Raw genomic sequence first — 24,007 nt, forward strand, 5'->3', positions numbered from 1 at the left:
GCCACATCTTCTCGAACGGGCCTATGACCGACACCGACACCACGCCGCCGCACCCGGGAGCCAGCCACCACAGGACCCTCAGGGTCGCTGCCACGCCGCGAGGCCGTTGATCGACTCGGGAACACCGAAACCGCGGTATCCGGGGCGGCCTGATACCCCGGTTTTACGAAAACCGAGTCGATCAACGTCCTCGAGACCACGCAAAACATGTGAGGGAAACGCAGAAAGGGCCACCCGATAACGGGTGACCCTTTCTGGAAAGATTGTCCGGCGGCGTCCTACTCTCCCACACCCTCACGAGTGCAGTACCATCGGCGCTGGAGGGCTTAGCTTCCGGGTTCGGAATGTAACCGGGCGTTTCCCCTCCGCCATGACCGCCGTAACTCTATCGACATGTCAAACAACACCAACACAGTGGTCTGTTGTTCGTTTATCGAGAGTTGCACAGTGGACGCGTAGCAGCTTAGTAGTCAAGTCCTCGGCCTATTAGTACCGGTCAACTGAACCCGTTACCGGGCTTACATTTCCGGCCTATCAACCCAGTCGTCTAGCTGGGGGCCTTACCCCACCAAGGTGGGTGGGATACCTCATCTTGAAGCAGGCTTCCCGCTTAGATGCTTTCAGCGGTTATCCCTTCCGAACGTAGCTAACCAGCCGTGCCCTTGGCAGGACAACTGGCACACCAGAGGTTCGTCCGTCCCGGTCCTCTCGTACTAGGGACAGCCCTTCTCAAGTATCCTACGCGCACGGCGGATAGGGACCGAACTGTCTCACGACGTTCTAAACCCAGCTCGCGTACCGCTTTAATGGGCGAACAGCCCAACCCTTGGGACCTGCTACAGCCCCAGGATGCGACGAGCCGACATCGAGGTGCCAAACCATCCCGTCGATATGGACTCTTGGGGAAGATCAGCCTGTTATCCCCGGGGTACCTTTTATCCGTTGAGCGACACCGCTTCCACTCGCAAGTGCCGGATCACTAGTCCCGACTTTCGTCCCTGCTCGACCTGTCAGTCTCACAGTCAAGCTCCCTTGTGTACTTGCACTCAACACCTGATTGCCAACCAGGCTGAGGGAACCTTTGGGCGCCTCCGTTACCTTTTAGGAGGCAACCGCCCCAGTTAAACTACCCACCAGACACTGTCCCTGAACCGGATAACGGTCCGAAGTTAGATACCCAAATCAACCAGAGTGGTATTTCAAGATTGCCTCCACCCATACTGGCGTATGGACTTCACCGGCTCCCACCTATCCTACACAAACTAATTCGAGTACCAATGTCAAGCTATAGTAAAGGTCCCGGGGTCTTTCCGTCCTGCCGCGCGTAACGAGCATCTTTACTCGTACTGCAATTTCGCCGGGCCTGTGGTTGAGACAGTGGGGAAGTCGTTACGCCATTCGTGCAGGTCGGAACTTACCCGACAAGGAATTTCGCTACCTTAGGATGGTTATAGTTACCACCGCCGTTTACTGGCGCTTAAGTTCTCCGCTTCGCCCCGAAGAGCTAACAGGTCCCCTTAACGTTCCAGCACCGGGCAGGCGTCAGTCCATATACATCGAATTACTTCTTCGCATGGACCTGTGTTTTTAGTAAACAGTCGCTTCCCCCTGCTCTCTGCGGCCATACAACGCTCCACCCGCGCGGGGCTTCACGTCTCCGGCCCCCCTTCTCCCTAAGTTACGGGGGCAATTTGCCGAGTTCCTTAACCACAGTTCGCCCGATCGCCTCGGTATTCTCTACCTGACCACCTGTGTCGGTTTGGGGTACGGGCCGCTAAGAACTCGCTAGAGGCTTTTCTCGGCAGCATAGGATCACTGACTTCACCTGAATCGGCTCGGCATCACGTCTCAGCCTTAAATGTGTTGCGGATTTGCCTACAACACGGCCTACACGCTTACCCCGGCACAACCACCGGCCGGGCTCAGCTACCTTCCTGCGTCACCCCATCGCTTGACTACTACCCATCAGGTTCCCAGCCTCCCCGACATCCGTCCGAAGACATCAGTCAGTTCAGGTGGTTAGCACAACGAGGTTCATCAGGGACGCTCTTTCGCGGGTACGGGAATATCAACCCGTTGTCCATCGACTACGCCTCTCGGCCTCGCCTTAGGTCCCGACTCACCCAGGGCGGATTAGCCTGGCCCTGGAACCCTTGGTCATCCGGCGGAAGGGTTTCTCACCCTTCTTTCGCTACTCATGCCTGCATTCTCACTCGTGCCGCGTCCACAACTGGGTCACCCCGCTGCTTCACTCGCGGCACGACGCTCCCCTACCCATCCACACACCTGCACAAGGAATCAAGTCCAAGCGAGGTTAAAATGTGAATGCCACAGCTTCGGCGGTGTGCTTGAGCCCCGCTACATTGTCGGCGCGGAACCACTTGACCAGTGAGCTATTACGCACTCTTTAAAGGGTGGCTGCTTCTAAGCCAACCTCCTGGTTGTCTATGCGACCCCACATCCTTTTCCACTTAGCACACGCTTAGGGGCCTTAGCTGGTGATCTGGGCTGTTTCCCTCTCGACTACGAAGCTTATCCCCCGCAGTCTCACTGCCGCGCTCTCACTTACCGGCATTCGGAGTTTGGCTGATTTCGGTAAGCTTGTGGGCCCCCTAGACCATCCAGTGCTCTACCTCCGGCAAGAAACACGCGACGCTGCACCTAAATGCATTTCGGGGAGAACCAGCTATCACGGAGTTTGATTGGCCTTTCACCCCTAACCACAGGTCATCCCCCAATTTTTCAACATTGGTGGGTTCGGCCCTCCACGCGGTCTTACCCGCGCTTCAGCCTGCCCATGGCTAGATCACTCCGCTTCGGGTCTAGGACACGCGACTGAATCGCCCTATTCAGACTCGCTTTCGCTACGGCTCCCCCACACGGGTTAACCTCGCCACATGCCACTAACTCGCAGGCTCATTCTTCAAAAGGCACGCCGTCACCCCGCAAGGCTCCGACGGATTGTAGGCGAACGGTTTCAGGTACTATTTCACTCCCCTCCCGGGGTACTTTTCACCATTCCCTCACGGTACTTGTCCGCTATCGGTCACCAGGAAGTATTTAGGCTTACCAGGTGGTCCTGGCAGATTCACGGCAGATTTCAGGGGTCCGCCGCTACTCGGGAACACCCACAGAAGGTCAGCAACTTTCACCTACCGGACTTTCACCGTCTACGGTCAGCCATTCCAGACTGTTCGACTAGCCACTAACTTTGTAACTTCTCGAACAAGTGTCAGCTTGTTCAGCAGGGTCCCACAACCCCGACCACGCAACCCCTGACAGGTATCACACGCAGCCGGTTTAGCCTCGATCCGCTTTCGCTCGCCACTACTCACGGAATCACTAAATTGTTTTCTCTTCCTACGGGTACTGAGATGTTTCACTTCCCCGCGTTCCCTCCACACACCCTATGTGTTCAGGTGTGGGTGACACCACATGACTGGTGCCAGGTTTCCCCATTCGGACACCCTGGGATCACAGCTTGGTTGACAGCTCCCCCAGGCCTATCGCGGCCTCCCACGTCCTTCATCGGCTCCTGGTGCCAAGGCATTCACCGTTCGCCCTTGACAACTTGACCACAAAGATGCTCGCGTCCACTGTGCAATTCTCAACAAACGACCAACCCACAACCCGATCCGCCCCACACCAAACCCAACAACAGTTGGCGGTATGTGGAGCCAGGCCATGCCTGGCAGACTCCCAGCCCCCACACCGGAGGGCTGGCCAAGTCTCTGAAACAACAACACGATGGTTGTTCCTTCAGGACCCAACAGGGTGCTCACATTCTCCCCCAGCCGCACCAACAGCAACCGTTCCCACCACCGAAGTGGCTGTACTAGGCGCCGCCGGCCGTTGCCAGGGCAAAACTTGCCAGTGTCTCCGCCATCTGAGCACCCCACCACCACAGTCGGGCAGTGCGGGCTCCTTACCGACTTTCGTCGGAAGGTGCTCCTTAGAAAGGAGGTGATCCAGCCGCACCTTCCGGTACGGCTACCTTGTTACGACTTCGTCCCAATCGCCAGCCCCACCTTCGACGGCTCCCTCCCACAAGGGGTTGGGCCACCGGCTTCGGGTGTTGCCGACTTTCGTGACGTGACGGGCGGTGTGTACAAGGCCCGGGAACGTATTCACCGCAGCGTTGCTGATCTGCGATTACTAGCGACTCCGACTTCACGGGGTCGAGTTGCAGACCCCGATCCGAACTGAGACCGGCTTTTTGGGATTCGCTCCACCTCGCGGTATCGCAGCCCATTGTACCGGCCATTGTAGCATGCGTGAAGCCCTGGACATAAGGGGCATGATGACTTGACGTCATCCCCACCTTCCTCCGAGTTGACCCCGGCAGTCTTCGATGAGTCCCCGCCATAACGCGCTGGCAACATCGAACGAGGGTTGCGCTCGTTGCGGGACTTAACCCAACATCTCACGACACGAGCTGACGACAGCCATGCACCACCTGTGACCGCCCCCGAAGGACCTCACATCTCTGTGAGTTTTGCGGCCATGTCAAACCCAGGTAAGGTTCTTCGCGTTGCATCGAATTAATCCGCATGCTCCGCCGCTTGTGCGGGCCCCCGTCAATTCCTTTGAGTTTTAGCCTTGCGGCCGTACTCCCCAGGCGGGGCGCTTAATGCGTTAGCTGCGGCACAGGAAACCGGAGAGGTCCCCCACACCTAGCGCCCAACGTTTACAGCGTGGACTACCAGGGTATCTAATCCTGTTCGCTCCCCACGCTTTCGCTCCTCAGCGTCAGTATCGGCCCAGAGACCCGCCTTCGCCACCGGTGTTCCTCCTGATATCTGCGCATTTCACCGCTACACCAGGAATTCCAGTCTCCCCTACCGAACTCTAGCCTGCCCGTATCGACCGCAGGCTTGGGGTTGAGCCCCAAGTTTTCACGGTCGACGCGACAAGCCGCCTACGAGCTCTTTACGCCCAATAAATCCGGACAACGCTCGCACCCTACGTCTTACCGCGGCTGCTGGCACGTAGTTGGCCGGTGCTTCTTCTGCAGGTACCGTCACTCTCGCTTCGTCCCTGCTGAAAGAGGTTTACAACCCGAAGGCCGTCATCCCTCACGCGGCGTCGCTGCATCAGGCTTCCGCCCATTGTGCAATATTCCCCACTGCTGCCTCCCGTAGGAGTCTGGGCCGTGTCTCAGTCCCAGTGTGGCCGGTCGCCCTCTCAGGCCGGCTACCCGTCGTCGCCTTGGTAGGCCATCACCCCACCAACAAGCTGATAGGCCGCGAGCCCATCCCAAGCCGAAAAACTTTCCACCCCCAGCCATGCGGCCGGAAGTCCTATTCGGTATTAGCCCCCGTTTCCGAGGGTTATCCCAAAGCTTGGGGCAGGTTGCTCACGTGTTACTCACCCGTTCGCCGCTCGAGTACCCCGAAGGGCCTTTCCGCTCGACTTGCATGTGTTAAGCACGCCGCCAGCGTTCGTCCTGAGCCAGGATCAAACTCTCCAACAAAAAATTAGTTGAACAGCATCCTGACAACAAACAAATGTTGCCAAAGGAATCCCAACCAGCCAGCAAAAACTGACCAGTCCGGGGTATAAATCATAATTGGCACTGGCTTTACAAGCACCCTGTTGAGTTCTCAAAGAACAACCACACACCGACCAGAAGCCCCACCTCAGTGGAACCCCAACCGGGGCTTTTCGTTCTGCGTCCCCGCCGCTCTCGCGCCGGGCACTTTTACTACGTTACCTCACCGTCTTCGCCGTGTCAAACCGTGTGTCCCGGTCTGTCATGCTTCGTACGGGTTGGCACCGGCGCACTCACGCAGCAGCGGACCGCTGCGTCAGGTCGTCGGATTTGGCAGAACCGGCCGCTGCGGTTTCCCGCAGTCTCGCCCGGTGCCCTGCCGGTCGTGAACCTTACCCGGTCGGCTTCGCCGCACCAAATCCGCCTCGCGGCCGATCCGGCAAGCCCCGCCCGGACCGTGTCCCGCAGGAGCGAACCCCTGCTTGACCCGGTTGCCAGCTCGTTCCGGGCCCTCAGGACTTTCGTCCCGTTTGCCCCGTTCGCGCTGACAGAGAGAAAGTTACGCGTCCCCGGGTTTGATCGTCAAATCCACGGGTAGCGGCGCGCGTCACATTCGCGTCGCCGACCGGTCGCCGAGCTCGGACTGAGGCCCGATCGGTTCTGCGACAGCCGATGGCACCGAGAGGCGGGGCAGGTCAGGCCGCTTGCCGCCGACGAGCGGCGAACCAGGCGCGGATGCCGAGGACACCGACCGTCGTGCCAATGGCGAGAGAGGCCGCGATCAGCAGCGCGTGCACCCACAGGAAGCTGGTGGCGGCGCCGTCGGCGACAGTGCCCGACGCCCAGGACCGCGGGTCCTGCCAGATGGCGATCGCGAACCTAGGCCAGATCACCCAGGTCCAGATCCCGACCCCGACCAGGAAGACAGCCCAACCTCGCGACAGCACCATGGCAGCCGAGTATGCCAGCGCACCTGCTCACCTGGCCTATCAGCAGAGACACGCCCGCGCTGGGAGGGGACCCGGTCTGTTTCCGACGGCAGCGGGATGGGCACTTCGAAACAGGACAGCTGAGGACCGTCCCCCCGGAGGTGCCCCATGCAACCCTCGATCTTCAATCCCTGGGCCTGGCGTGACCCGTCCGCCCTGGCCGGCGGATACACGCAGACCACCCCCTCGGTCACCCCGCCCGACGACCAGCACGGCGGGCACGACGGGCACGACGGGCACGACGGGCACGACGGTCCGGACGCTCCCGGCCCCGGCACGCCGGTGGACCTGGTGGGCTACCAGGTCCAGGCGAGTGACGGGCGGATCGGCACCATCGACGAGGCGAGCAACGAGGCGGATGCCGGCTACCTGGTGGTGGACACCGGGCCCTGGATCTTCGGCCAGAAGGTGCTGCTGCCCGCCGGCACTGTGGAGCGGGTGGATCACCAGGAACGCGTCGTGCACGTCGACCGGACCAAGGAGCAGATCAAGGACGCACCGCCGTTCGATGCGGATCCGGCCGACCCGGAGTACCGGGAGCGCGTCGGCAGCTACTACGCCGGCGGTCACCTTCCCCCGCCCGGGGCTGTCCCGCGGGTAATGTGAGGCCGTGGTCCGGATGGGCAGCTGCACGTCGGAGGCGGTCGACAAGGTCGACGGCCTCCCGCTCGGTGCGGTGCCCGGGATCCCGACCAGCTCCGGCGACGGCCGTGAGCAACTTCTGAACGTCCTCCGTGCCGGTGGTCTGCGATACCGCGCCGGCGCGCGATGGCGGACGGCTCGCTGAGCCGATCCCGCTGACCGAGGGGGCCTGAACATCGGCCCCACTCGGCGCGCGCCCACGCGTCACCCAACCTCGGATACGAGAGGCACACCACCATGTCCGTCGCACGAATGCTCACCGGCGACCGGCCCACCGGCCGCCTTCATCTCGGTCACTACGTCGGCAGCATCGTTAACCGGGTGCGGCTGCACAGACGCTACGAGAGCTTCTTCATCATCGCCGACCTGCACATGCTCACCACACGCAACCGCCGCGAGGACATCGACCAGGTCTCCGGCAACGCCCGGGAGATGGTCACCGACATCCTCGCCGCCGGCGTCGATCCGGAGCACGCCACGTTCTACCTCCAGTCGGCCATCCCGGAGGTCGGCGACCTCAACACCCTCCTACAGAACCTGGTGACCGTCCCCCGGCTGGAACGGGTGCCGTCGCTCAAGGACATGGCCCGCGACGCTGGCAAGGAGGAGATGCCGTACGGGCTGCTGGGTTATCCGGTGCTCCAGGCCGCGGACATCCTCTGCGTGAAGGGCGAGGTGGTCCCGGTCGGTCGGGACAACGCCGCGCACGTCGAGGTGACCCGGGAGATCGCGCGCCGGTTCAACCATCTCTACGGGCCGGTCTTCCCGGTGCCCGAGCTGATCCCGGCGGACACACCGAGCCTGGTGGGCACCGACGGCGCGGCCAAGATGAGCAAGAGCCGGGGCAACTCGATCGCGCTCTCCGACGATGCCGCCACCGTGCGTCGGAAGGTGCTCGGCATGTACACCGATCCCAACCGGGTACGGGCCGACGTGCCGGGCACGGTGGAGGGCAACCCGGTGTTCGCGTACCACGAGGTCTTCAATCCGGACCGCGACGAGGTTGCCGACCTGACCCGGCGTTACCGGGCCGGGCAGGTGGGTGACGTGGAGGTCAAGGAACGGCTCGTGGCCGCGCTCGAAGGGTTCCTGGCGCCGATCCGGCAGCGCCGGACTGAGATCGAAGCCGACCGGGGGTTGGTCGACCGGCTGATCGTCGAGGGCACCGAGCGGACCCGCCTGGAGGTACGCCAGACCTTGATCGAGGTACGCCGGGCGATGGGGCTAACCGGCGCGTACCAGCAGGTGCGGCGGCGGGCCGAGCGGAGCCGGCGGCGGACCGACGCCTCGGCCTGAGGCCGACGCCCGGCGGGAAGAGCGGATGAACCCGCGACCGACCTGGGCAGAATGCCAGGATGGGGAGGATTTTCGACGAGCGTCCGGTGCGGGCTGCGGAGACGCACCGGACCACGATGTTCGAGATCTTCTTCGACCTGGTCTTCGTCTTCGCGCTCACCCGGGTCATCACGTTCATGGCCGGGTCGCCGACCGCGCTGACCCTGGCTCAGGGGCTGCTCCTCCTGCTGCTGCTGCTCTACTCCTGGGGGCCGTACACCTGGGTGGGAAACCTGGTCCGCGCGGACGTCGGCCTGGTCCGCGCGGCGACCCTGGTCGCGATGGCGGCGATCTTCGTGGTCGCGCTGGTGCTGCCGGACGCGTGGAAACAGGGTCCGGGGTTGCTGGACGCCCCGCTCGCCCTCGCCCTGGCCTACGTGGTCGGTCGGGCGGTGCAGCTCGTGGTCCTGTTCTGGGTGAGCGCGACGAACCCGCCACTGCGCTCGACGCTGCGCTTCTTCACCGTGCCGGTGGTGCTGGCGTGGCTCCCGCTGGTCGGCGGCGCGCTGCTCGGCGGCGCGGCTCAGACGGCGCTCTGGACGGTCGCGCTGCTGGTGGACATCGGCGGCGCCCGGATCGCCTCCGCCTTCCGGCCGTGGCAACTGCGCAGCGTGGACCACTTCACCGAGCGGTTCGGCCTGGTGCTCATCATCGCGTTGGGCGAAGCGCTGATCTCCGCCGGTGCGGGGCCACGGACGATGGCACCCGTCGGTGCGGCGGTGGTGGCCGCGCTGCTCGGCCTCACCAGCACTGTCTGCCTGTGGTGGCTCTACTTCGACCGGCTGGCGCCCGCCGCGAGGAAGGCCGTCAGCGATGTGCCGGATGAGCGACGGGCCGGCGTGGCTGGTGACGCGTACGGCATCGGGCACTCACCGCTGATCATCGGTGCGATCTACGTCGCGCTCGGCATCGAGGAGGTGATCAGCCAGCTCAGCGAGGAGTCCGGTCATTCCGACCCGCTGGGCTGGGAAGCGGCCACCGCGCTCTACGGTGGCGCAGCGGTCTACCTGATCAGCAGGCTCGTGTTCCGCCGGCTGACCGTGCGCGTCGTCCACCCGACGCAGGTCGTCGCCGCGCTCCTGCCTCTGGCCCTGCTGCCGATCGGCCGGTCCCTGCCTCCGCTGGCGGCGCTCGCCCTGCTGACCGTCTTCCTGATCGGGGTCACCTGGTTCGAGCGGCGGGTCGATCAACGCGACTGGGCACAGCCGCGCGACGCGTGAACTCCGGCCCGGAAAAAACCTGACGTGCCGTGTCGACATCCCCGTGGGTCGTTCGTCGTCATGCTGTACGGCGACACGCCGCACCGAGAGGAGCCGAAACGTGAAGTACATGCTGCTGTTCATGAGCCCCATGGTCGACGGTGAGGTCGTCGACAACGGGTGCAGTTTCGAGGACTGGATCCGCTACGACCGGGAGATGAAGGACGCCGGGGTCTGGGTCTCCGGGCACCCCTTGCAGGACCTGACCACCTGCACGACAGTGCAGGTGGGCCCGGACGGCGAGCGCACGATCACCGACGGGCCGTTCGCCGAGACCCGTGAGCTGCTCGGCGGGTACGACGTCATCGACGTGCCGGACCTCGACGCCGCGCTGGACTGGGCGGCCCGCAGTCCCGGGGCCATCGGCAGCGGGTCGGTCCAGGTCCGTCCGATCTTCGAGATCGACATGCAGGCCTGACCGTGCCGGACGAGAGGGCAGCAGTCGGGTCGTCGGTGGAGGCGGTGTTCCGGGAGGAACGCGGCCGACTGCTCGCCTCGCTCGTGCGCCGCTTCGGTGACCTCGACCTGGCCGAGGAGGTCGCCTCCGAGGCCATCGAGGCGGCGCTGGTGCACTGGCCGACCGACGGCGTCCCGAGCCGGCCGGGCGCCTGGCTGCTCACCACGGCGCGGCGTCGAGCCGTGGACCGGCTGCGTCGCGACCGGGTGCTGGCGACGCGGCTCGCCGTCCTCCGGGCGGAGGCCGAGCGGGCCGACCACGCCCCACCCGCGGACGCGGACCGCGATCTGCCCGACGACCGGCTGGCACTCTTTTTCACCTGCGCACACCCGGCCCTGGCCGCGCAGGACCGGGGAGCACTCACCCTGCGGTTCCTCGCCGGCCTCACCACGGCCGAGGTCGCGCGGGCCTTCCTGGTTCCACCGGCGACCATGGCCCAACGGCTGGTCCGGGCCAAGCGCAAGATCCGGGACGCCCGCATCCCGTTCCGGGTGCCCGGCGACGACGAGCTGCCCGGTCGACTGCCCACGGTGCTCCAGGCCGTCTACTCGGTCTTCACCGAGGGGTACGCCGCCAGCTCCGGCCCGGATCTGCAACGGATCGACCTGGCCGAGGAGGCCATCCGGCTGGGCCGGATCCTGCGTCGGCTGCTGCCCGCCGAGCGGGAGGTCGCCGGGTTGCTCGGCCTGATGCTGCTCGTCCATGCCCGACGTGACGCGCGTACCGGGCCGGATGGCGCCATGGCCCTTCTCGACGACCAGGATCGCGGACGCTGGGACCGCCAGATGATCGAGGAGGGGCGGGAGCTGGTGGTGGTCGCGCTGACCGGCCCGGCGCCCGGCCCGTACGGCGTGCAGGCCGCCATCGCCGCGCTGCACGACGAGGCCGCCGACGTGGCCAGCACCGACTGGCCGCAGGTGGTGGCCCTCTACGACGTCCTGCTCAGCCTGGTGCCCTCACCGGTCGTCGCGCTGAACCGGGCCGCCGCGGTGGCGATGCGGGACGGGCCGGAGGCGGGGCTCGCCCTGCTCGACGAGTTGGCCGACGAGCCGCGGCTGCGCGGCCACCATCCCTATCCGGCGGCGCGGGCCGACCTGCTGCGCCGCCTCGGCAGGTACGACGAGGCCGCGGCGGCGTACCGCAGCGCGTTGGCGCTGGTCGGCACGGAACCGGAGCGGGTGTTCCTGCTCCGCCAGCTGGAAGCCGTCACGAGCCCGTGAGCGGAGCTCGATGGCCGGCGCGCGCTGTACCCTTCCCCGGTGACTCTGCCTCTGCCTCCCGGTGAGTTCGCCGCGTACCTGTTCGACTGCGACGGCACGATCGTCGACTCGATGCCGCTGCACTACGTGGCCTGGCAGCGGGCTCTGGGCGAGTGGGGCTGCGAGTTCCCGGAGGACCTCTTCTACGCCTGGGGCGGCCGGCCGACGGCCGACATCATCGTCGCCCTCAACGAGCAGCAGGGTCTGAGCATGCCGGTGGCGACGGTCGTCGAGCGCCGGGAGAGCTACTACGAGGAGCTGCTGCCGCAACTCGCGGCCGTGCCAGAGGTGCTTGCGCACATCCACGACGCGCACCGGCGGGTCCCGTTCGCCGTCGTCTCGGGCAGCACCCGCGCCTCGGTCACCGCCTCCCTCGACGCGCTCGGTCTGCTGGACCGGTTCGACGTGCTGGTCTGCGCCGACGACTACACGCGGGCCAAGCCCGACCCGCAGGCATTCCTGCTCGCGGCGGAACACCTCGGCGTAGCGCCCGAGTCGTGCCTGGTCTTCGAGGACACCGACCTGGGTATCCAGGCCGCGACCGCGGCCGGCATGGCATCGGTACGCGTGCCGCAACAGCGCACGCCCTGAGGTCTCAGGCCACCGTCAGCAGGAGCTTGCCGGCGTAGGAGGTCTCCAGGCGCTGGTGCGCGTCCCGCACCTTGCCCAGCGGGAACTTCTCCGCGACGTGCACCACGAAAGGCCCGGCCTCGATGAGTTCGTTGAGGCGCTGCAACTGTCGGGGGCTCGATTCGCCGTCGTAGGCCCGCACCGTGACGCCCGGCCGTTCCTGCGGCTCCGGCCGCACCCCGTGGGCGAACGCGACGACCCCGCCGTCGGCCAGCGCCTCGGTGAGCCGGTCGAGGGTCGCACCGCCGGCCATCGCCAGGATGGCCTTCACCCCGTCCGGCGCCGCGTCCCGAATCCGGGCCAGCACGTCGGTCATGTCGCCGTGGCCGTCGAGGGAAACGTCGGCGCCGAGCCGGGTCACCAGGGCGACGCCGTCCGCACCGGATGCCACGGCGATCACGTTCAGTCCCTGCCGTTTGGCCAGCTGCACGGCCAGGTGTCCCTGACCGCCGCTCGCGCCGAAGATCAGCAACCAGTCGCCGGTCGACAGGCTGACGGTGTCGAGTCCGGCCAGCGCGGTCAGCGCGTCGGTGGGCATGGCGCCGGCGTGCTCCGCCGGTACGCCATCGGGCACCCTGGCCGCGTACTGCGCCTTGACTGCCGCGTACTCGGCGTAGAAGCCGCCCTTCGGCCGGGTGGTGGCGGAGACGTAGACCAGGTCGCCGACAGCGACGTTGGACACCTTGCTGCCGGCCGAGATGACGGTGCCGGCACCGTCGGAGCCGGGCACGATCGGAAGGGCAGAGCCCTCCGGTACGAGCACGCCCTGCCGCTCGTACACGTCCCACACCCCCACGCCGGCGCTCCAGACCTTGATCAGCACCTCGTCGTCGGCGATCTCGGGGATCGGCAACTTGCGGAGGGTGATCACCTCCGGCCCACCGAAATCGTCCAGGGCCGCGGCCTGCATCCGCTCTGGCACATCCCCGTCAACCATGTGGATTCCCCTCCCGTGCCGGCGTCACCGTCGCAGCATGCCGGCTCGGGGACAGACGTGACCCCGGTGCCGGGTGCCGTTCACCCACAAGGGCGACCGTCCGCTCGCGGCGTGCCCCGACGGGCGTAGTCGGGACGGGCACGGGAATGGCTGCGTGCCCGGAGGCAGTCGGCGCCGGGCCAGGGCTGGTGGCAGGACGACGGGAGGCAGCACCGTGCGCGCTCCTTCGACGCGGGCCACGGCCTGGCTCCTGGTGACGTTGGCCGCGGCTTCCGGCTGCATCGACGTGATCTGCCTGACCAGGCTCAACGGGTACTTCGCCAGCGTGGTCACCGGCAACCTGGTGCACTTCGGCCACGCGCTCGCCACGGCGGACGCCCGCTCGTTGATGGGTGCGGTGGTGGCGGTCGGTGGTTACGCGGTGGGGGTGGCCGCCGCCACGCTGCCGCTGCGCCGCACCCCACCGGGGTGGAACGGCCGTACCGCCGTGGTGACCTCGGCCGAGGCGGTGCTGCTGCTCGGCTTCACCGTGGGTTGGTTCGCCTGCTCGGCCCGTCCCGGGTACGGCTTCGGGCTGGTGCTGCTGGGGATGGCCGCCGTGTCGAGCGGCATCCAGAGCGTGATCACCGTAGGTGCCGGCGTGAAGGGCGCGTCGACCACCTATCTGACCGGCTCGCTGACCGAGCTGGTCCGACGTCGCATCGTCGACCCGCACCGGTTCGCCGACGTGGGTGGCGTCGGCCGATTGGCCGGGCTGGTGCTCGGCGCCGCGCTCGGCACGGTGCTGCTGCGCACCGCCCCGACCTGGGCACCGGCGCTGGCGGCGGTGCTGGTGATCGCGGTGATCGCGGTCGCTGTCGGTCTGACCCGCCGCGCGAGCGCCGCCGGCAACCACAGCCAGCGGCGCTGACGACAGCTGGGATCAGGACGTCTGCGGCTCCTGGCCGCGCAGCGCCTGCGCTACGGCGTCGCGCACCCGGGCGTCCTCGCGCACCTTGCGCTGCGTCCGGTTGCGGCGCCGATACAGGTACGCCCCGACGAGCGCGGCGGCCAGGACGACGAGCGCCAGCACCAACGTCCACGGCAGGGCCCAGCCGTGCGCGGTGACCGTGACCGGCTTGAGCGAGGTGGTGGAGCCCGACGCGTCGGTGAGCAGCGGCGTGAGGGTCGCGGTCGAGGCCAGCGAGATGGCAGGGGCGACGCCGTGCACGGGCACCGTCACGTTCCAGCTCTCACCCGGAAGCAGCTCCGGCGGCGCGGCGATGTCCCTGGCCCGTACCCGCAGCAACCCGAACGGGCCCGAGACCGACACCGCCTGCTGCCCGGACAGGGCGGCGTTGCCGACGTTGTGCACCTTGTAGGTGATGGTGGCGTCGCCCTTGCCGAACGGGTTGGCCGAGCCGGCGTACGTCACGTGCAGGTCCTCGATCGCGAGGTTCGGCTTCAGCTCACCGCCGACCCGCAGCTTGATCCGGATGCCGAGGCGCCGGTCGACGTTGATGCCCTCGGCCTGGTCGGCCTGCGTCAGCGCGGTGAGGATGCCGCCGACGTAGTCACCGGGCGTGGCGTTGTCCGGAACGCCGATCGTGAAGGGGACCTGCGCCGTCTTCCCAGGCTGGATCACGACACTCTCGGCTTTCGCCTTCACCCAGGCGCCGACCGCGGTGGACTTCTTGTCCTTGGTGAGCAGGTCGAGCTGGCCCGCGTCGGTCGTGAAGCCGTCGGCTGCGTACACGGACAGGGTCAGCGGCGACGGGCCGCGGTTGGCCACGACCATGGCGTCCTCGACGGCGCCACCGGGATTGACGTTGTAGCTGTAGCTGGACCGGGCTTCGCCGTAGCCGTTGGAGGCCGTCCGGACCGTCCAGGCGACGTTGCCGTCCGCCGCCGAGGCGGGGCCGGCACCGACACCGACGGCCGCGACGGCGGCGAGCAGGGAGAGCGCGGTGGTACGAAGGACTGTCTTCCAGCGCGTTACGGACGGATACATGTCGGTTCCTTGAGGTGATCTTGGGAGGGTGGCACATGGGTGGCGGGGTAGGCCCCGAAGGTGCCTACCCCGCCGAGTGGAACGTCCGGTCAGCTGCTCAGGGCAGTGATCGTGAGGGTGGTGCGGTAGCTACCCTTCGCGATGTTGTCCGGGATCTTCAGATCCAGGTCAGCGCCGAGCTTGGCGCCGCCCCGGGGGTGACCCTGCGCGGCCGCGCCGAGCCCACTGGAGACCGAGAGGCCCTTGCCCTGGTCGTCATAGGACGACAGGATCGGCGCCCCGGCCTCGGCGCCCGCGCCGCCGTCGAGCACGTACGGGGTCCAGCCCAGGTAGGAGCCGGAGAACTTCTTCTCGGCGTCCTGGAAGTCGCCGACGTTGGCCGAGATCGACCACGGGGCGAGCGAGCGGCGGCTGTCCGACACGAGGATCGGGTTGATCTTGCCGGTCGCCTCGAAGAAGGTGCCGTCGCGCTCCTGCGCGGTACCCAGGTCGACCAGACCGTTGTAGCCGTCGATCGTCCAGCCGAACTCGCCCGGAGCCGGGTTCGGCACGTTGACCTGGATGGCCTGGCCGTCACCGTGGAACGGGTGCACCGTCACGTTGTCGACGATCGAGCCGACCGGCTGGCCGTCCGGGGTGTTGACGCAGGAGAGGCCCTTTTCGACCGCCGCGTTCGGCGCCGCGCAGGTGCCGCTGCGGACGTTCGCGAGGACCAGCTTGTCGCCGCGGACCTGCACCTTGACGTAGCTGCGGACGTGCTCCTGGTTCTGCACGGAGTTGTACCAGTACTTGTTCGGGTCCAGCGGGTCCGGGCCGTTGCCGCGGATGCCGGTGCCGGTGTTGTCCGGCTTCTTGATGTCGTAGTACTTCGAGCCGGAGGCCGAGTTGGCCGTCACGTAGATGACGCCACCCGGGCCGGGAAACACGTCGGCGGAACCCGGCTTCTCGGCCGGGTTCTCCTTCTGGCCGTTCTTGATGGAGTAGCTGCGGGTGTAGCTGTGGTCGTGGCCCTGGAGCACCATGTCGACGCCGAGGTTGGAGAACGCGGTGGTGAAGTCTTCCCGCCGCTGCTTGTTGTCGGTGTCGGTCGCGTGGCTGGCCGGCGAGTAGATGGAGTGGTGGTAGACCAGCACCTTCCACTTGGCCTCGGAGCCGTGCTTGTTGATGACGTCGGTGACGTACGCGACGTGCGCCGCGTCGCCGCCGGCGGAGCCGTCCGCCGGGTTGACGTAGCTGTTGCTGTTCAGGTCGATGAACAGCACGTCCTTGTGGATGAACCAGTAGTCGCCGCCGGACCGCGTCGCCTGGTCCCCGTTGTAGTACGCAGACGAGCGGTCGGTGTTCGGGGTGAAGTGGTGCTGCTCGTACGACTTACCACCGACGTCGTGGTTGCCGATGGTGGCCACGAGGGGGATCTGGCGCAGCTGGTCGGGGGCCAGGAACGAGGTCCACTGCCCCTCGTCGTTGGCGCTCTCGACGTGGTCGCCGGCGGACACCAGCAGCTCGGCGTTCGGGTTGGCCGCGGTGGCCACCTTCAGGGTGTCCTCCCAGCCGGCCTGGTCCTTCAGCCGGTCGCCGGAGGAGCCGATCTGGGGGTCACCGAAGAACAGGAAGTCGTAGTCGCCCTCGAAGTCCTGCGTCTTGAAGGCGTACGTCGGGGACCAGCTGCCCTCGGCGCCGACCCGGTACGAGTAGGCCGTCTTCTCCCGCAGGTTGCTGATCGTGGCGTGCCGGTTGAAGCCGGTGGTGGAGGTGTTCGCCGCACCGACGGCGTCGAAGCTGACGGCGCCGGCCGGGAACTCACCGCTGACGATCTCGGCGGTCGGGGCGAGCTGGATCTTCTGCGCGGTGTCGGCCGAGGAATACCAGCTCACGATGCGCTGGGTCTCGTTGGCGCCGACGCCGAGGACCACGCTGCTGATCGTGGTGGACTCGGCCGCACTCGCGGTGGCCAGCAGGCCACTGCCGAGGGCCGCGCCCATTCCCAGGAAGCCGGCTGCGACCCCGGCCACCAGACGCCGCCGCACGAGCCCGGAGGCCCGTGTCGAGGTCTTCAATGTCATCGACATTGTTCCCTTTTCAAATAGAGAAATGGATTGTGCCTTCACCCGACGCCGGGGAAGCAGATCCACGCTTTCGCCGCCTGATGAACCAACCATGAACGTGATCTTGCGTAAGACTGCACTTCACGAACTACTTAGCCCTACTCATGATCCAGAAATGCGCTGGACAAACCAGATCAATCCCATAATGGACACCCCCGCAGAAACAACCCCGGTCGCCCAGAGGCCGGCTTTCGGCGCACGGCGGCGCAGCACGAACAGCAGCGGGAAAACGGCAGCGATAATCGTCAACTGAACGACCTCGATGCCGACGTTGAACACCAGCAGCGACCACAGCAGGGTCCACGACCACGCCTCGTCGATGCCCAACGCGCCGGCGAAGCCCAGACCGTGCACCAGGCCGAAGCAGAACACCACCCCGAGGCGGATCCAGCCCGCTCGGTCGAGGCTGAAGTGACCGGCCCCGGCCGTCTCCAGGTCGGCCGCGTGCGCACCGCGCCGCCAGATCCCCCACAGGTGCCAGCCGGCGACGACGGCGATCGACAACGCGATGACCGGCTCCACGATCGCCGCCGGCACCTCGACCAGGCCGAGGGCGGCGAGCATGAACGTCACCGAGTGCGCCAGGGTGAAACTGGTGGCGGCGAGCACGATCTCGCGAAGGCGCCGCGATCCCGCGATCAACGCCAGCAGGAACAGGATGTGGTCGATCCCGGAGAGCAGATGCTCGGCGCCCAGCAGGAAGAACTCGCCGAACCGCTGGTACCAGGCCTGCCCGGTGGAGAAGGTCGGGTGGTCGGCGTCGAGCGCCGCACTGCCCGACCGGCCGTCGATCTCGTACGTGACGATCGTCTTGGTGCCCTTGACGTAACCCTCGCCATCGGGGAAGAGACCGCTGCGCACCTCGTGCTCGTCGCCCCGCTCAGGGCAGGTCCAGTCCAGCAGCAGATCCGCGTACGGCACGCCCTCGCGCTCGCCGATCGACGCGTCGCCCACCTCGGTCGGTCGGCAGGCCGCACTTCCCGAGGTGACCGAGAAGCGGTCGGCGACGTACGCGAGGACCGTCGAGGCATGGCTCTTCAGGGCCGTCGCCTGGGCGGTGGCGTCACCCGCCTCGAACGCGGCCGTTCCCGCCTGGAAGAGCGGATCGGCGTCAGCGGAATCGGCGGCGGACACCACGAGAAGGTCGTATTCGAGCTCCAACGCCGTGCGGATGTGACCCTCGTCTCCCGCAGAGATTTTCGCGTACACGGTCGACGAAAAGCCGTGCGCGGACGCGGTTCCGGCGCCCAGAAAAGGAATCACCGCTGCGGCGATCCCGACAGCGGCGACGATTACGGTACGGCGGACGCGCCCTGACATGCGACTCCCTCGGTTGGCCAGTGCACGTTGCACGGCGCGGGTGAACACCAGCCCGCGCGCCGACGAACCGCCGGAAAACAAAGAGCCCGAGCACCCATCCACGGATAGTTGGCGACCAGAATTGAGATAGGAATAGGAAGACGTACGCGCACTTTCCGCCACCACTCGAAAGGACGATCGCCTTGCGCCCCCCGCTCCGGGCCGTTGCCATGCTGGCCGCGACCGTCGCCCTGATCACCGGCTGCGACTCCGGCGACGACTGGTCACAGCCACACCCCGAGCCCGCCGCCATCGGCACTCTCGGCCCAGGATTCGTCGCCCCGTCCACCACACCCGCTCCGGAGGCGACGATCACGCCGCAGCCGGGCTCCTGGGACGGCGTCCACCCGCCGAAGGACTACCGGGTGGTGTTGCTGACCTCCGGGGACGACGACCCGACCAAGGTGCTCGTGACAGCCGTCAAGGAGTGGGCCGACGACGAGCACGTCGACCTCCGGACGATCGTCGTCGGCACTGCGCACGACGCCGTCTCCAGCATCGCCAAGGCCATGGAGATGGGCCCGGACCTCATCGTCGGCGCCGGCAACGACCTCATCGACCCCCTCGCGCTGGTCACCCCGAGCCACCTGGACGAGAAGTTCCTGGTGGTGGGCGCGGAACTGGCCGAGCCCACCCACAACGTCACAGCGGTCGACTGGGACGGCGCGTCGTTCCGCGGGGAAGGGCTGGGCGCGTCCTCGACGTACGACCCGAAGTCGTTCACGGCCGAGCGCTGCGCGGCCGCCATCCGGGCCGGCGTGGCCGCGGTCCTCAACGATCTGACCGGGATCGTCGTCTGGCTCTGATCCCGTCGGTCAGGTCTGCTCAGCGGGCCGGTCCGCGATCCTCGAACTCGTACGTGGTGGTCAGGCCCTCGGGCAGGTCGGGAACCAGGGCGTTGGTGCCGTCGACCACCTGGACGTAGCGCTTGCCCTGGAAGATCGAGTAGCTGCCGTCGGGGACCTGGTCGATCCGGAAGAGCTGCGTCTCGGCGGCCGGGTCGCACCCCCGGCCGCGCACGCTGCCCGGCGCGGCGTCGTGCACGACGGTCATGCAGACCGCACCGGCACCCGTGGCCGAGGCGATCTGGTACCTGTCGCCCTGCGGGCGTAGGACCCAGAGCGACACGTCGTCGGTGCCCGGCTCGCTGGCGGCCCGCACCTGGTCGGTGCCAGGGCCGATCACCAACGCGGCTCCGCTCATGCCGGGCATCACGATCCGGACCTGACGCCTGCCACCGAGGATCTCCTGCGGACCGGCGGTGGCGGTCACGGATGGCACGACAGCCGGTGGGGCCTGGCTGGCCGGGCCGACATCGGGCGTGTCGACGTCGGCCCGCACCTGCGACAGCGCGGTGCCTGCGGCAACGGCCACGACAGCCAGCCCGGCTGCGGTGGCGGCCGTCCGGCGTCGCCGTCGCCGGTCGCTGCGGCGACGCAACGCCTGCGCCCCGGGCAGCGTGGTGACTCGCCGAACCTCGTCGGCAATCGCCGTGAGGTCCTCGCGCGGATCAGCCATGGGAGGTCTCCTCCTGGTGGGCATCGGTCAGCAGCCCGGCCATCGCTCTCCGACCTCGGGCGAGGTACGTCTTCACGGTTCCGACGGGCGCCTGCATCTCCGCTGCCACCTCGGCGACGCTGAGATCGTTGAGGTGGTGCAGCACGACGGCCCGGCGCTCGTTGGCACTGAGCTGCTGGAGCGCCTGCAACAGGGCGACGTGGTCCTCGTTCAGCCCGGGCACGCCCTGGTCGACGGCGGCCCGACGGTGGGCGCGTACCCGGTTGAAGGCCTTGCGCCAGCTGCTCACCGCGATCCGCGAGGCCACCCGGCGGACCCAGGCCTCCGGGCTGTCCGTCTCCCGCACCGTCCGCCAACGCTGCCAGGCCCGCATGAACGCCTCGGCGACGGCGTCCTCCGCCTCGGCGCGGTTGCCGGTCAGCGCGTACACGTGACCCACGACCCGACCCGCACAGGCCGCGTAGAGGGCGTCGAACTCCTCGGCATCACGCATCCGGCCGGTGCCCTCCCACGCCTCGTCCCCTGGTCACCGCGCATGCAACTCGCCCGGGCCGACCGGTCACGTCGGCGCGGGGCAGGAATGTGACCGCCATCACAGCATTGTGATCAACCTGCCGCCCTGGCCAGGCGTCATCGTGCCGTCCCGGGAGAGGCCCGTGGCGGAGAGGACGATGTGCGACGACGGCAACGACGCGCCCTGACAGCCGGCGTACTCGCGACCGCGCTGGTCGCTGCAGGCCTGGCGGCCCAACCGGCGAGCGCGCAGACGAGGCCGACGGCCGCCGGCTCCGGCACTTCCGGCGCCTTCACCCTGATCACCGGTGACCGGGTGACGCTCGACGCGGACGGGCGGCCGGACATCCAGCGGGCGCAGGGACGGGCCGGCATGCGGTTCGTGAGCAGTCGGGAGGACGGTCACCAGTACGTCATCCCGGTCGACGCGATGCCACTGCTGCGCGACGGTCGGCTCGACCGGCGGCTGTTCGACCTCACCGCGCTCGGCGAGTTGGGCTACGACGACCGGGCAGCCGAGTTGCCGCTGCTGGTCGCGTACCCCGAGAACGAGGCGGCGCAGGCGCGGACCGCGACCGTCGGCGGTGACGGGCGGGTGCGGACCGACCTGCCGGCCGCCCACGCGCTCGCGGTCCGGGCGGGCCGGGACGACCGGGTAACGCTCTGGGCCTCGCTGACCCGCGGGACGACCTCCGCGCGCACCCTCACCACCGGGGTCACCCACATCTGGCTGGACGGCAAGCGCAAGGTCTCCCTGGATCGCAGCGTGCCGCAGATCGGTGCGCCGGCGGCCTGGCAGGCCGGGTTCGACGGCACCGGCGTCACCGTCGGCGTGCTGGACACCGGAATCGACGCCAACCACCCGGACTTCGCCGGGCACCTCACCGAGGTCCGGGACTTCACCGGCGGCAACGACCCCGGCGACGCGGTCGGCCACGGCACCCACGTGGCGTCGACCATCGTCGGCAGTGGCGCCGCGTCCGGCGGCAGGTACCGAGGTGTGGCACCGGGGGCCAAGCTGCTCGTCGGCAAGGTCTGCGCCACCACCGAGTGCCAGGACTCGGACATCATCACCGGCATGCAGTGGCTCGCGCCGCAGACGCGGGTGGTCAACCTCAGCGTGGGCGGCGACGACGCGCCCGGACTCGACCCGCTGGAGACCGCCGTCCAGGAGTTGAGCCACCGGTACGGCACCCTCTTCGTGGTCGCGGCCGGCAACGAGGGCAAGCCGAAGTCGGTGTCCTCGCCGGCCTCCGCCGACGACGCCCTCGCCGTCGCCGCGGTCGACGCCGACGACCAGCGGGCCTACTTCTCCAGTCGGGGTCCGCGCATCGGCGACAACCACATCAAGCCCGAGATCAGCGCGCCCGGCGTCGACATCGTGGCCGCCGCGCCCGGCGGCGAGTACGCCACCATGTCCGGCACGTCGATGGCCACTCCGCACGTGGCCGGCACCGCCGCGATCCTCGCCGGGCAGCACCCGGACTGGGCCGGCCCGCAGCTCAAGGCCGCCCTGATGGACTCGGCAAAGCCGACCGGCGAGGACACCATCTACGAGCAGGGCGCCGGCCGGGTCGACATCGCGCGCGCGGTCGCCCAACCGGTCGCCGCCGAGGTCGCCGCCATCGACTTCCCGGTCCAGCGCTGGCCGCACGCCGACGACACCCCGGTCACCCAGGTCGTCGGCTATCGCAACACGGGCACCGCGCCGGTCACCCTGACGCTGGGCATCGCCCCGGCCCCGTCCGGCATGCTCACCGTCAGCCCGACCACCCTGGTGGTGCCGGCCGGTGGCCGCGCCCAGGCGACGATCACCGTGGACACCCGGGTGGACGCCCCGGACGGCGTCTACCAGGGGGCGCTGACCGCGACCGGCGCCGGCGATCTGCGGGTACGGACGCCGTTCGCGCTCAACCGCGAGATCGAGAGCTACGACGTACGGCTCGACCACACCGGACGCGACGGCAGGCCGGCCACCGAGTACACGACAGTGGCCGCGAACCTAGCCACTGGAGAGTTCAGCACCCTCGCCGTGGCCCCGGGCGGCGGAATCCTGCGCCTTCCCACGGGCCGTTACGCGCTCTGGAGCACCATCCACGAGGCCGACGTGTCGACCCTGCTCGTGCAGCCGGTCCTGGACGTACGCGGCCCGGTCACCGAGGCGCTCGACGCCCGTAACGCCAAACCGGTCGCGTTGACCGTGCCGGAGCGCGACGCCGCAGCCATCTCGATCAACGTGAGCGCCAACTGGGACGACGGCTTCCGCTATCCCGGCGTGCAGCTCAGCGGCGTGTCCTTCGCGGACGTCTTCTTCGGCCGGATCGGGCCCGCGGTCGCGGCACCCGAGTTCACCGCCACGCTCGGTGTCGGGCTCGCCCGACCGGGCAGGGACGGCACCTTCCGGAACAGCCCCTACACGTACGACCTGGCGTACGTCCGCCCGGGCGACATGTTCACGGGCCTGACCAGGAAGCTCTCACCGAAGAACCTGGCCACCGTACGGACGACCTACCGGAGCCAGTCCACGGCGACGACGGCCGTCCGGTTGCACCGTGCGGCGGCGCCTGGCGGCTCGGGCCCGATCGGTTCGAGGACGCCGGTCGACCTGCCGTTCCGCGGCACCGAGTACCACAACACCGACGGTGGCATCAGCTGGACGTCCACGTTCGTCGAGGGCGACAACTCCACCACGCAGACGTCGACCTTCACGGCGGGCCGGTCGTACACCCAGACCTGGAACGCGGCGCCCTTCGGGCCCACCGTGGCCCAGGCACCGACGCTGTCGCCCCTGGGGTACGCGGGCCGCGACGGCGACACCATCTCGGTCGCGTCGTTGCCCCTGTTCGGGGATGCCACGGGTCGCCCCGCGAACCGCGATGACCGGCCGGTGCAGATCCGGCTACTGCGTGACGGCAAGGAGATCGGCACCTCGGACAGCCCGTGGGCCGAGTTCGCGGTGCCCGCCGGCAAGGCGACCTACCGGCTGGAGGCGACGGCCACCCGGGGCGCACCGGACACCCTGTCGACGTCGGTCTCGGTGGCCTGGACCTTCACGTCGGCGCACACCACGTCGCCGCAACGGTTGCCGCTGACGACGGTCCGGTCGACGCCCGTGCTCGACGACACCAACACGGGCCGGGCGGGCCGGATCACGACCATCCCGCTGGCGCTGGACCGGCAGGCGGGCTCGACGGCGGTGGCCAACCGCAGTCTCGGCGTGTCCGCGTCGTTCGACGACGGCAGGACGTGGATCGCGTTGCCGGTGCTCCGGAACGTCGCCCTCATCAGTCACCCCCGGCGAGCCGGGTTCGTCTCGCTGCGTCTGACGGCCACCGACACCGCCGGCAACACGGTGACGGAGACGATCCAGCGGGCCTACCGGATCGCCTGAGACACTGCCCGGTCCGGGGTGGCGGCCGCTTGAGCCGCCGCCCCGGACCGGACCTCAGTACCTCAGTGCCGGCGGGCCTGGCGTTCATGCCGATGGCGGCGCCGCAGGCCATCGGGGCCACGCAGGTCGGCG

The 24,007-nt window shown here is 67.8% G+C and carries 16 protein-coding genes and 3 rRNA genes; 9 read left to right on the forward strand and 10 right to left on the reverse strand.

Annotated features, from left to right (window positions below; translation table 11 throughout):
* Positions 1-265: 265 nt before the first annotated feature.
* The 4 genes from rrf to GA0070619_RS27085 all read right to left on the reverse strand — a co-directional run bounded on the left by rrf (position 266) and on the right by GA0070619_RS27085 (position 6,441).
* Positions 266-382: ribosomal RNA gene (rrf, locus tag GA0070619_RS27070) — 5S ribosomal RNA — on the reverse strand.
* An 84-nt stretch (positions 383-466) separates the two neighbouring features.
* Positions 467-3,577 (reverse strand): 23S ribosomal RNA (locus GA0070619_RS27075).
* 379 nt (positions 3,578-3,956) lie between these two features.
* A 16S ribosomal RNA gene (locus GA0070619_RS27080) occupies positions 3,957-5,473 on the reverse strand.
* The 16S, 23S and 5S rRNA genes sit together here, the layout of an rRNA operon.
* 713 nt (positions 5,474-6,186) lie before the next feature.
* Positions 6,187-6,441, reverse strand: a complete 255-nt coding sequence (locus GA0070619_RS27085) for an SCO4848 family membrane protein (RefSeq protein ID WP_088950636.1) — start codon at positions 6,439-6,441, stop codon at positions 6,187-6,189.
* A gap of 147 nt (positions 6,442-6,588) precedes the next feature.
* Between GA0070619_RS27085 and GA0070619_RS27090 the strand changes: the two genes are divergently transcribed.
* The 6 genes from GA0070619_RS27090 (at position 6,589) to GA0070619_RS27115 (ending at position 12,023) form a co-directional block, all read left to right on the forward strand.
* Positions 6,589-7,086 carry a PRC-barrel domain-containing protein gene (locus tag GA0070619_RS27090; protein ID WP_088950637.1) on the forward strand — a complete coding sequence of 166 codons (498 nt, stop codon included), beginning with the start codon at positions 6,589-6,591 and terminating at the stop codon, positions 7,084-7,086.
* Positions 7,087-7,359: 273 nt separating this feature from the next.
* On the forward strand, positions 7,360-8,418 hold the full coding sequence (trpS, locus tag GA0070619_RS27095; RefSeq protein ID WP_088950638.1) for a tryptophan--tRNA ligase: 1,059 nt from the start codon (positions 7,360-7,362) through the stop codon (positions 8,416-8,418).
* 59 nt (positions 8,419-8,477) lie between these two features.
* Positions 8,478-9,677: a low temperature requirement protein A gene (locus GA0070619_RS27100; protein ID WP_088950639.1), complete on the forward strand. Its 1,200-nt coding sequence runs from the start codon at positions 8,478-8,480 to the stop codon at positions 9,675-9,677.
* Between the two features lie 109 nt (positions 9,678-9,786).
* Positions 9,787-10,134, forward strand: coding sequence for a YciI family protein (locus GA0070619_RS27105; RefSeq protein ID WP_088952081.1), 348 nt, complete (start codon positions 9,787-9,789; stop codon positions 10,132-10,134).
* A 2-nt stretch (positions 10,135-10,136) separates the two neighbouring features.
* On the forward strand, positions 10,137-11,393 hold the full coding sequence (locus tag GA0070619_RS27110; protein ID WP_088950640.1) for an RNA polymerase sigma factor: 1,257 nt from the start codon (positions 10,137-10,139) through the stop codon (positions 11,391-11,393).
* Positions 11,394-11,432: 39 nt separating this feature from the next.
* Positions 11,433-12,023, forward strand: a complete 591-nt coding sequence (locus GA0070619_RS27115; protein ID WP_088950641.1) for an HAD family hydrolase — start codon at positions 11,433-11,435, stop codon at positions 12,021-12,023.
* Between the two features lie 4 nt (positions 12,024-12,027).
* Here the strand turns inward: GA0070619_RS27115 and GA0070619_RS27120 are convergent, their stop codons facing one another.
* Positions 12,028-12,999: a quinone oxidoreductase family protein gene (locus GA0070619_RS27120; protein ID WP_197699573.1), complete on the reverse strand. Its 972-nt coding sequence runs from the start codon at positions 12,997-12,999 to the stop codon at positions 12,028-12,030.
* A gap of 214 nt (positions 13,000-13,213) precedes the next feature.
* On the opposite strand from GA0070619_RS27120, the gene GA0070619_RS27125 reads away from it, so the two are divergent.
* Entirely contained in the window at positions 13,214-13,909 is a 696-nt protein-coding gene (locus GA0070619_RS27125) for a YoaK family protein (protein ID WP_088950643.1), read from the forward strand.
* A 12-nt stretch (positions 13,910-13,921) separates the two neighbouring features.
* Here GA0070619_RS27125 and GA0070619_RS27130 read toward each other — a convergent pair whose 3' ends face one another.
* The 3 genes from GA0070619_RS27130 to GA0070619_RS27140 form a co-directional block, all read right to left on the reverse strand.
* A complete protein-coding gene (locus GA0070619_RS27130; RefSeq protein ID WP_088950644.1) occupies positions 13,922-14,989 on the reverse strand; it encodes a WxL protein peptidoglycan domain-containing protein in 1,068 nt (355 codons plus the stop codon).
* 89 nt (positions 14,990-15,078) lie between these two features.
* Positions 15,079-17,052 carry a purple acid phosphatase family protein gene (locus tag GA0070619_RS27135; protein ID WP_088950645.1) on the reverse strand — a complete coding sequence of 658 codons (1,974 nt, stop codon included), beginning with the start codon at positions 17,050-17,052 and terminating at the stop codon, positions 15,079-15,081.
* Between the two features lie 144 nt (positions 17,053-17,196).
* A complete protein-coding gene (locus GA0070619_RS27140) occupies positions 17,197-18,579 on the reverse strand; it encodes a HupE/UreJ family protein (RefSeq protein ID WP_231927170.1) in 1,383 nt (460 codons plus the stop codon).
* A 17-nt stretch (positions 18,580-18,596) separates the two neighbouring features.
* Between GA0070619_RS27140 and GA0070619_RS27145 the strand changes: the two genes are divergently transcribed.
* Positions 18,597-19,259, forward strand: a complete 663-nt coding sequence (locus GA0070619_RS27145) for a type 1 periplasmic-binding domain-containing protein (RefSeq protein ID WP_088950647.1) — start codon at positions 18,597-18,599, stop codon at positions 19,257-19,259.
* Between the two features lie 19 nt (positions 19,260-19,278).
* Here the strand turns inward: GA0070619_RS27145 and GA0070619_RS27150 are convergent, their stop codons facing one another.
* Both GA0070619_RS27150 and GA0070619_RS27155 read right to left on the reverse strand, forming a co-directional pair.
* Positions 19,279-19,971, reverse strand: a complete 693-nt coding sequence (locus GA0070619_RS27150) for a hypothetical protein (protein WP_088950648.1) — start codon at positions 19,969-19,971, stop codon at positions 19,279-19,281.
* A complete protein-coding gene (locus GA0070619_RS27155; RefSeq protein ID WP_088950649.1) occupies positions 19,964-20,464 on the reverse strand; it encodes a sigma-70 family RNA polymerase sigma factor in 501 nt (166 codons plus the stop codon). Before GA0070619_RS27155 ends, GA0070619_RS27150 begins: the two co-directional genes overlap by 8 nt.
* 180 nt (positions 20,465-20,644) lie before the next feature.
* Between GA0070619_RS27155 and GA0070619_RS27160 the strand changes: the two genes are divergently transcribed.
* A complete protein-coding gene (locus tag GA0070619_RS27160) occupies positions 20,645-23,875 on the forward strand; it encodes a S8 family serine peptidase (protein WP_088950650.1) in 3,231 nt (1,076 codons plus the stop codon).
* Positions 23,876-24,007: the final 132 nt, after the last annotated feature.

Source organism: Micromonospora zamorensis, from assembly GCF_900090275.1.
Taxonomy (GTDB): Bacteria; Actinomycetota; Actinomycetes; order Mycobacteriales; family Micromonosporaceae; genus Micromonospora; species Micromonospora zamorensis.

Bases quoted from the DNA above. Each gene is read 5' to 3' on its own strand.
- GA0070619_RS27150 (WP_088950648.1), bottom strand. From the start codon at position 19,971: ATGGCTGATCCGCGCGAGGACCTCACGGCGATTGCCGACGAGGTTCGG.
- GA0070619_RS27090 (WP_088950637.1), top strand. From the start codon at position 6,589: ATGCAACCCTCGATCTTCAATCCCTGGGCCTGGCGTGACCCGTCCGCC.
- GA0070619_RS27105 (WP_088952081.1), top strand. From the start codon at position 9,787: ATGCTGCTGTTCATGAGCCCCATGGTCGACGGTGAGGTCGTCGACAAC.
- GA0070619_RS27085 (WP_088950636.1), bottom strand. From the start codon at position 6,441: ATGGTGCTGTCGCGAGGTTGGGCTGTCTTCCTGGTCGGGGTCGGGATC.
- GA0070619_RS27120 (WP_197699573.1), bottom strand. From the start codon at position 12,999: ATGGTTGACGGGGATGTGCCAGAGCGGATGCAGGCCGCGGCCCTGGAC.
- GA0070619_RS27100 (WP_088950639.1), top strand. From the start codon at position 8,478: ATGGGGAGGATTTTCGACGAGCGTCCGGTGCGGGCTGCGGAGACGCAC.
- trpS (WP_088950638.1), top strand. From the start codon at position 7,360: ATGTCCGTCGCACGAATGCTCACCGGCGACCGGCCCACCGGCCGCCTT.
- GA0070619_RS27130 (WP_088950644.1), bottom strand. From the start codon at position 14,989: ATGTATCCGTCCGTAACGCGCTGGAAGACAGTCCTTCGTACCACCGCG.
- GA0070619_RS27155 (WP_088950649.1), bottom strand. From the start codon at position 20,464: ATGCGTGATGCCGAGGAGTTCGACGCCCTCTACGCGGCCTGTGCGGGT.
- GA0070619_RS27135 (WP_088950645.1), bottom strand. From the start codon at position 17,052: ATGACATTGAAGACCTCGACACGGGCCTCCGGGCTCGTGCGGCGGCGT.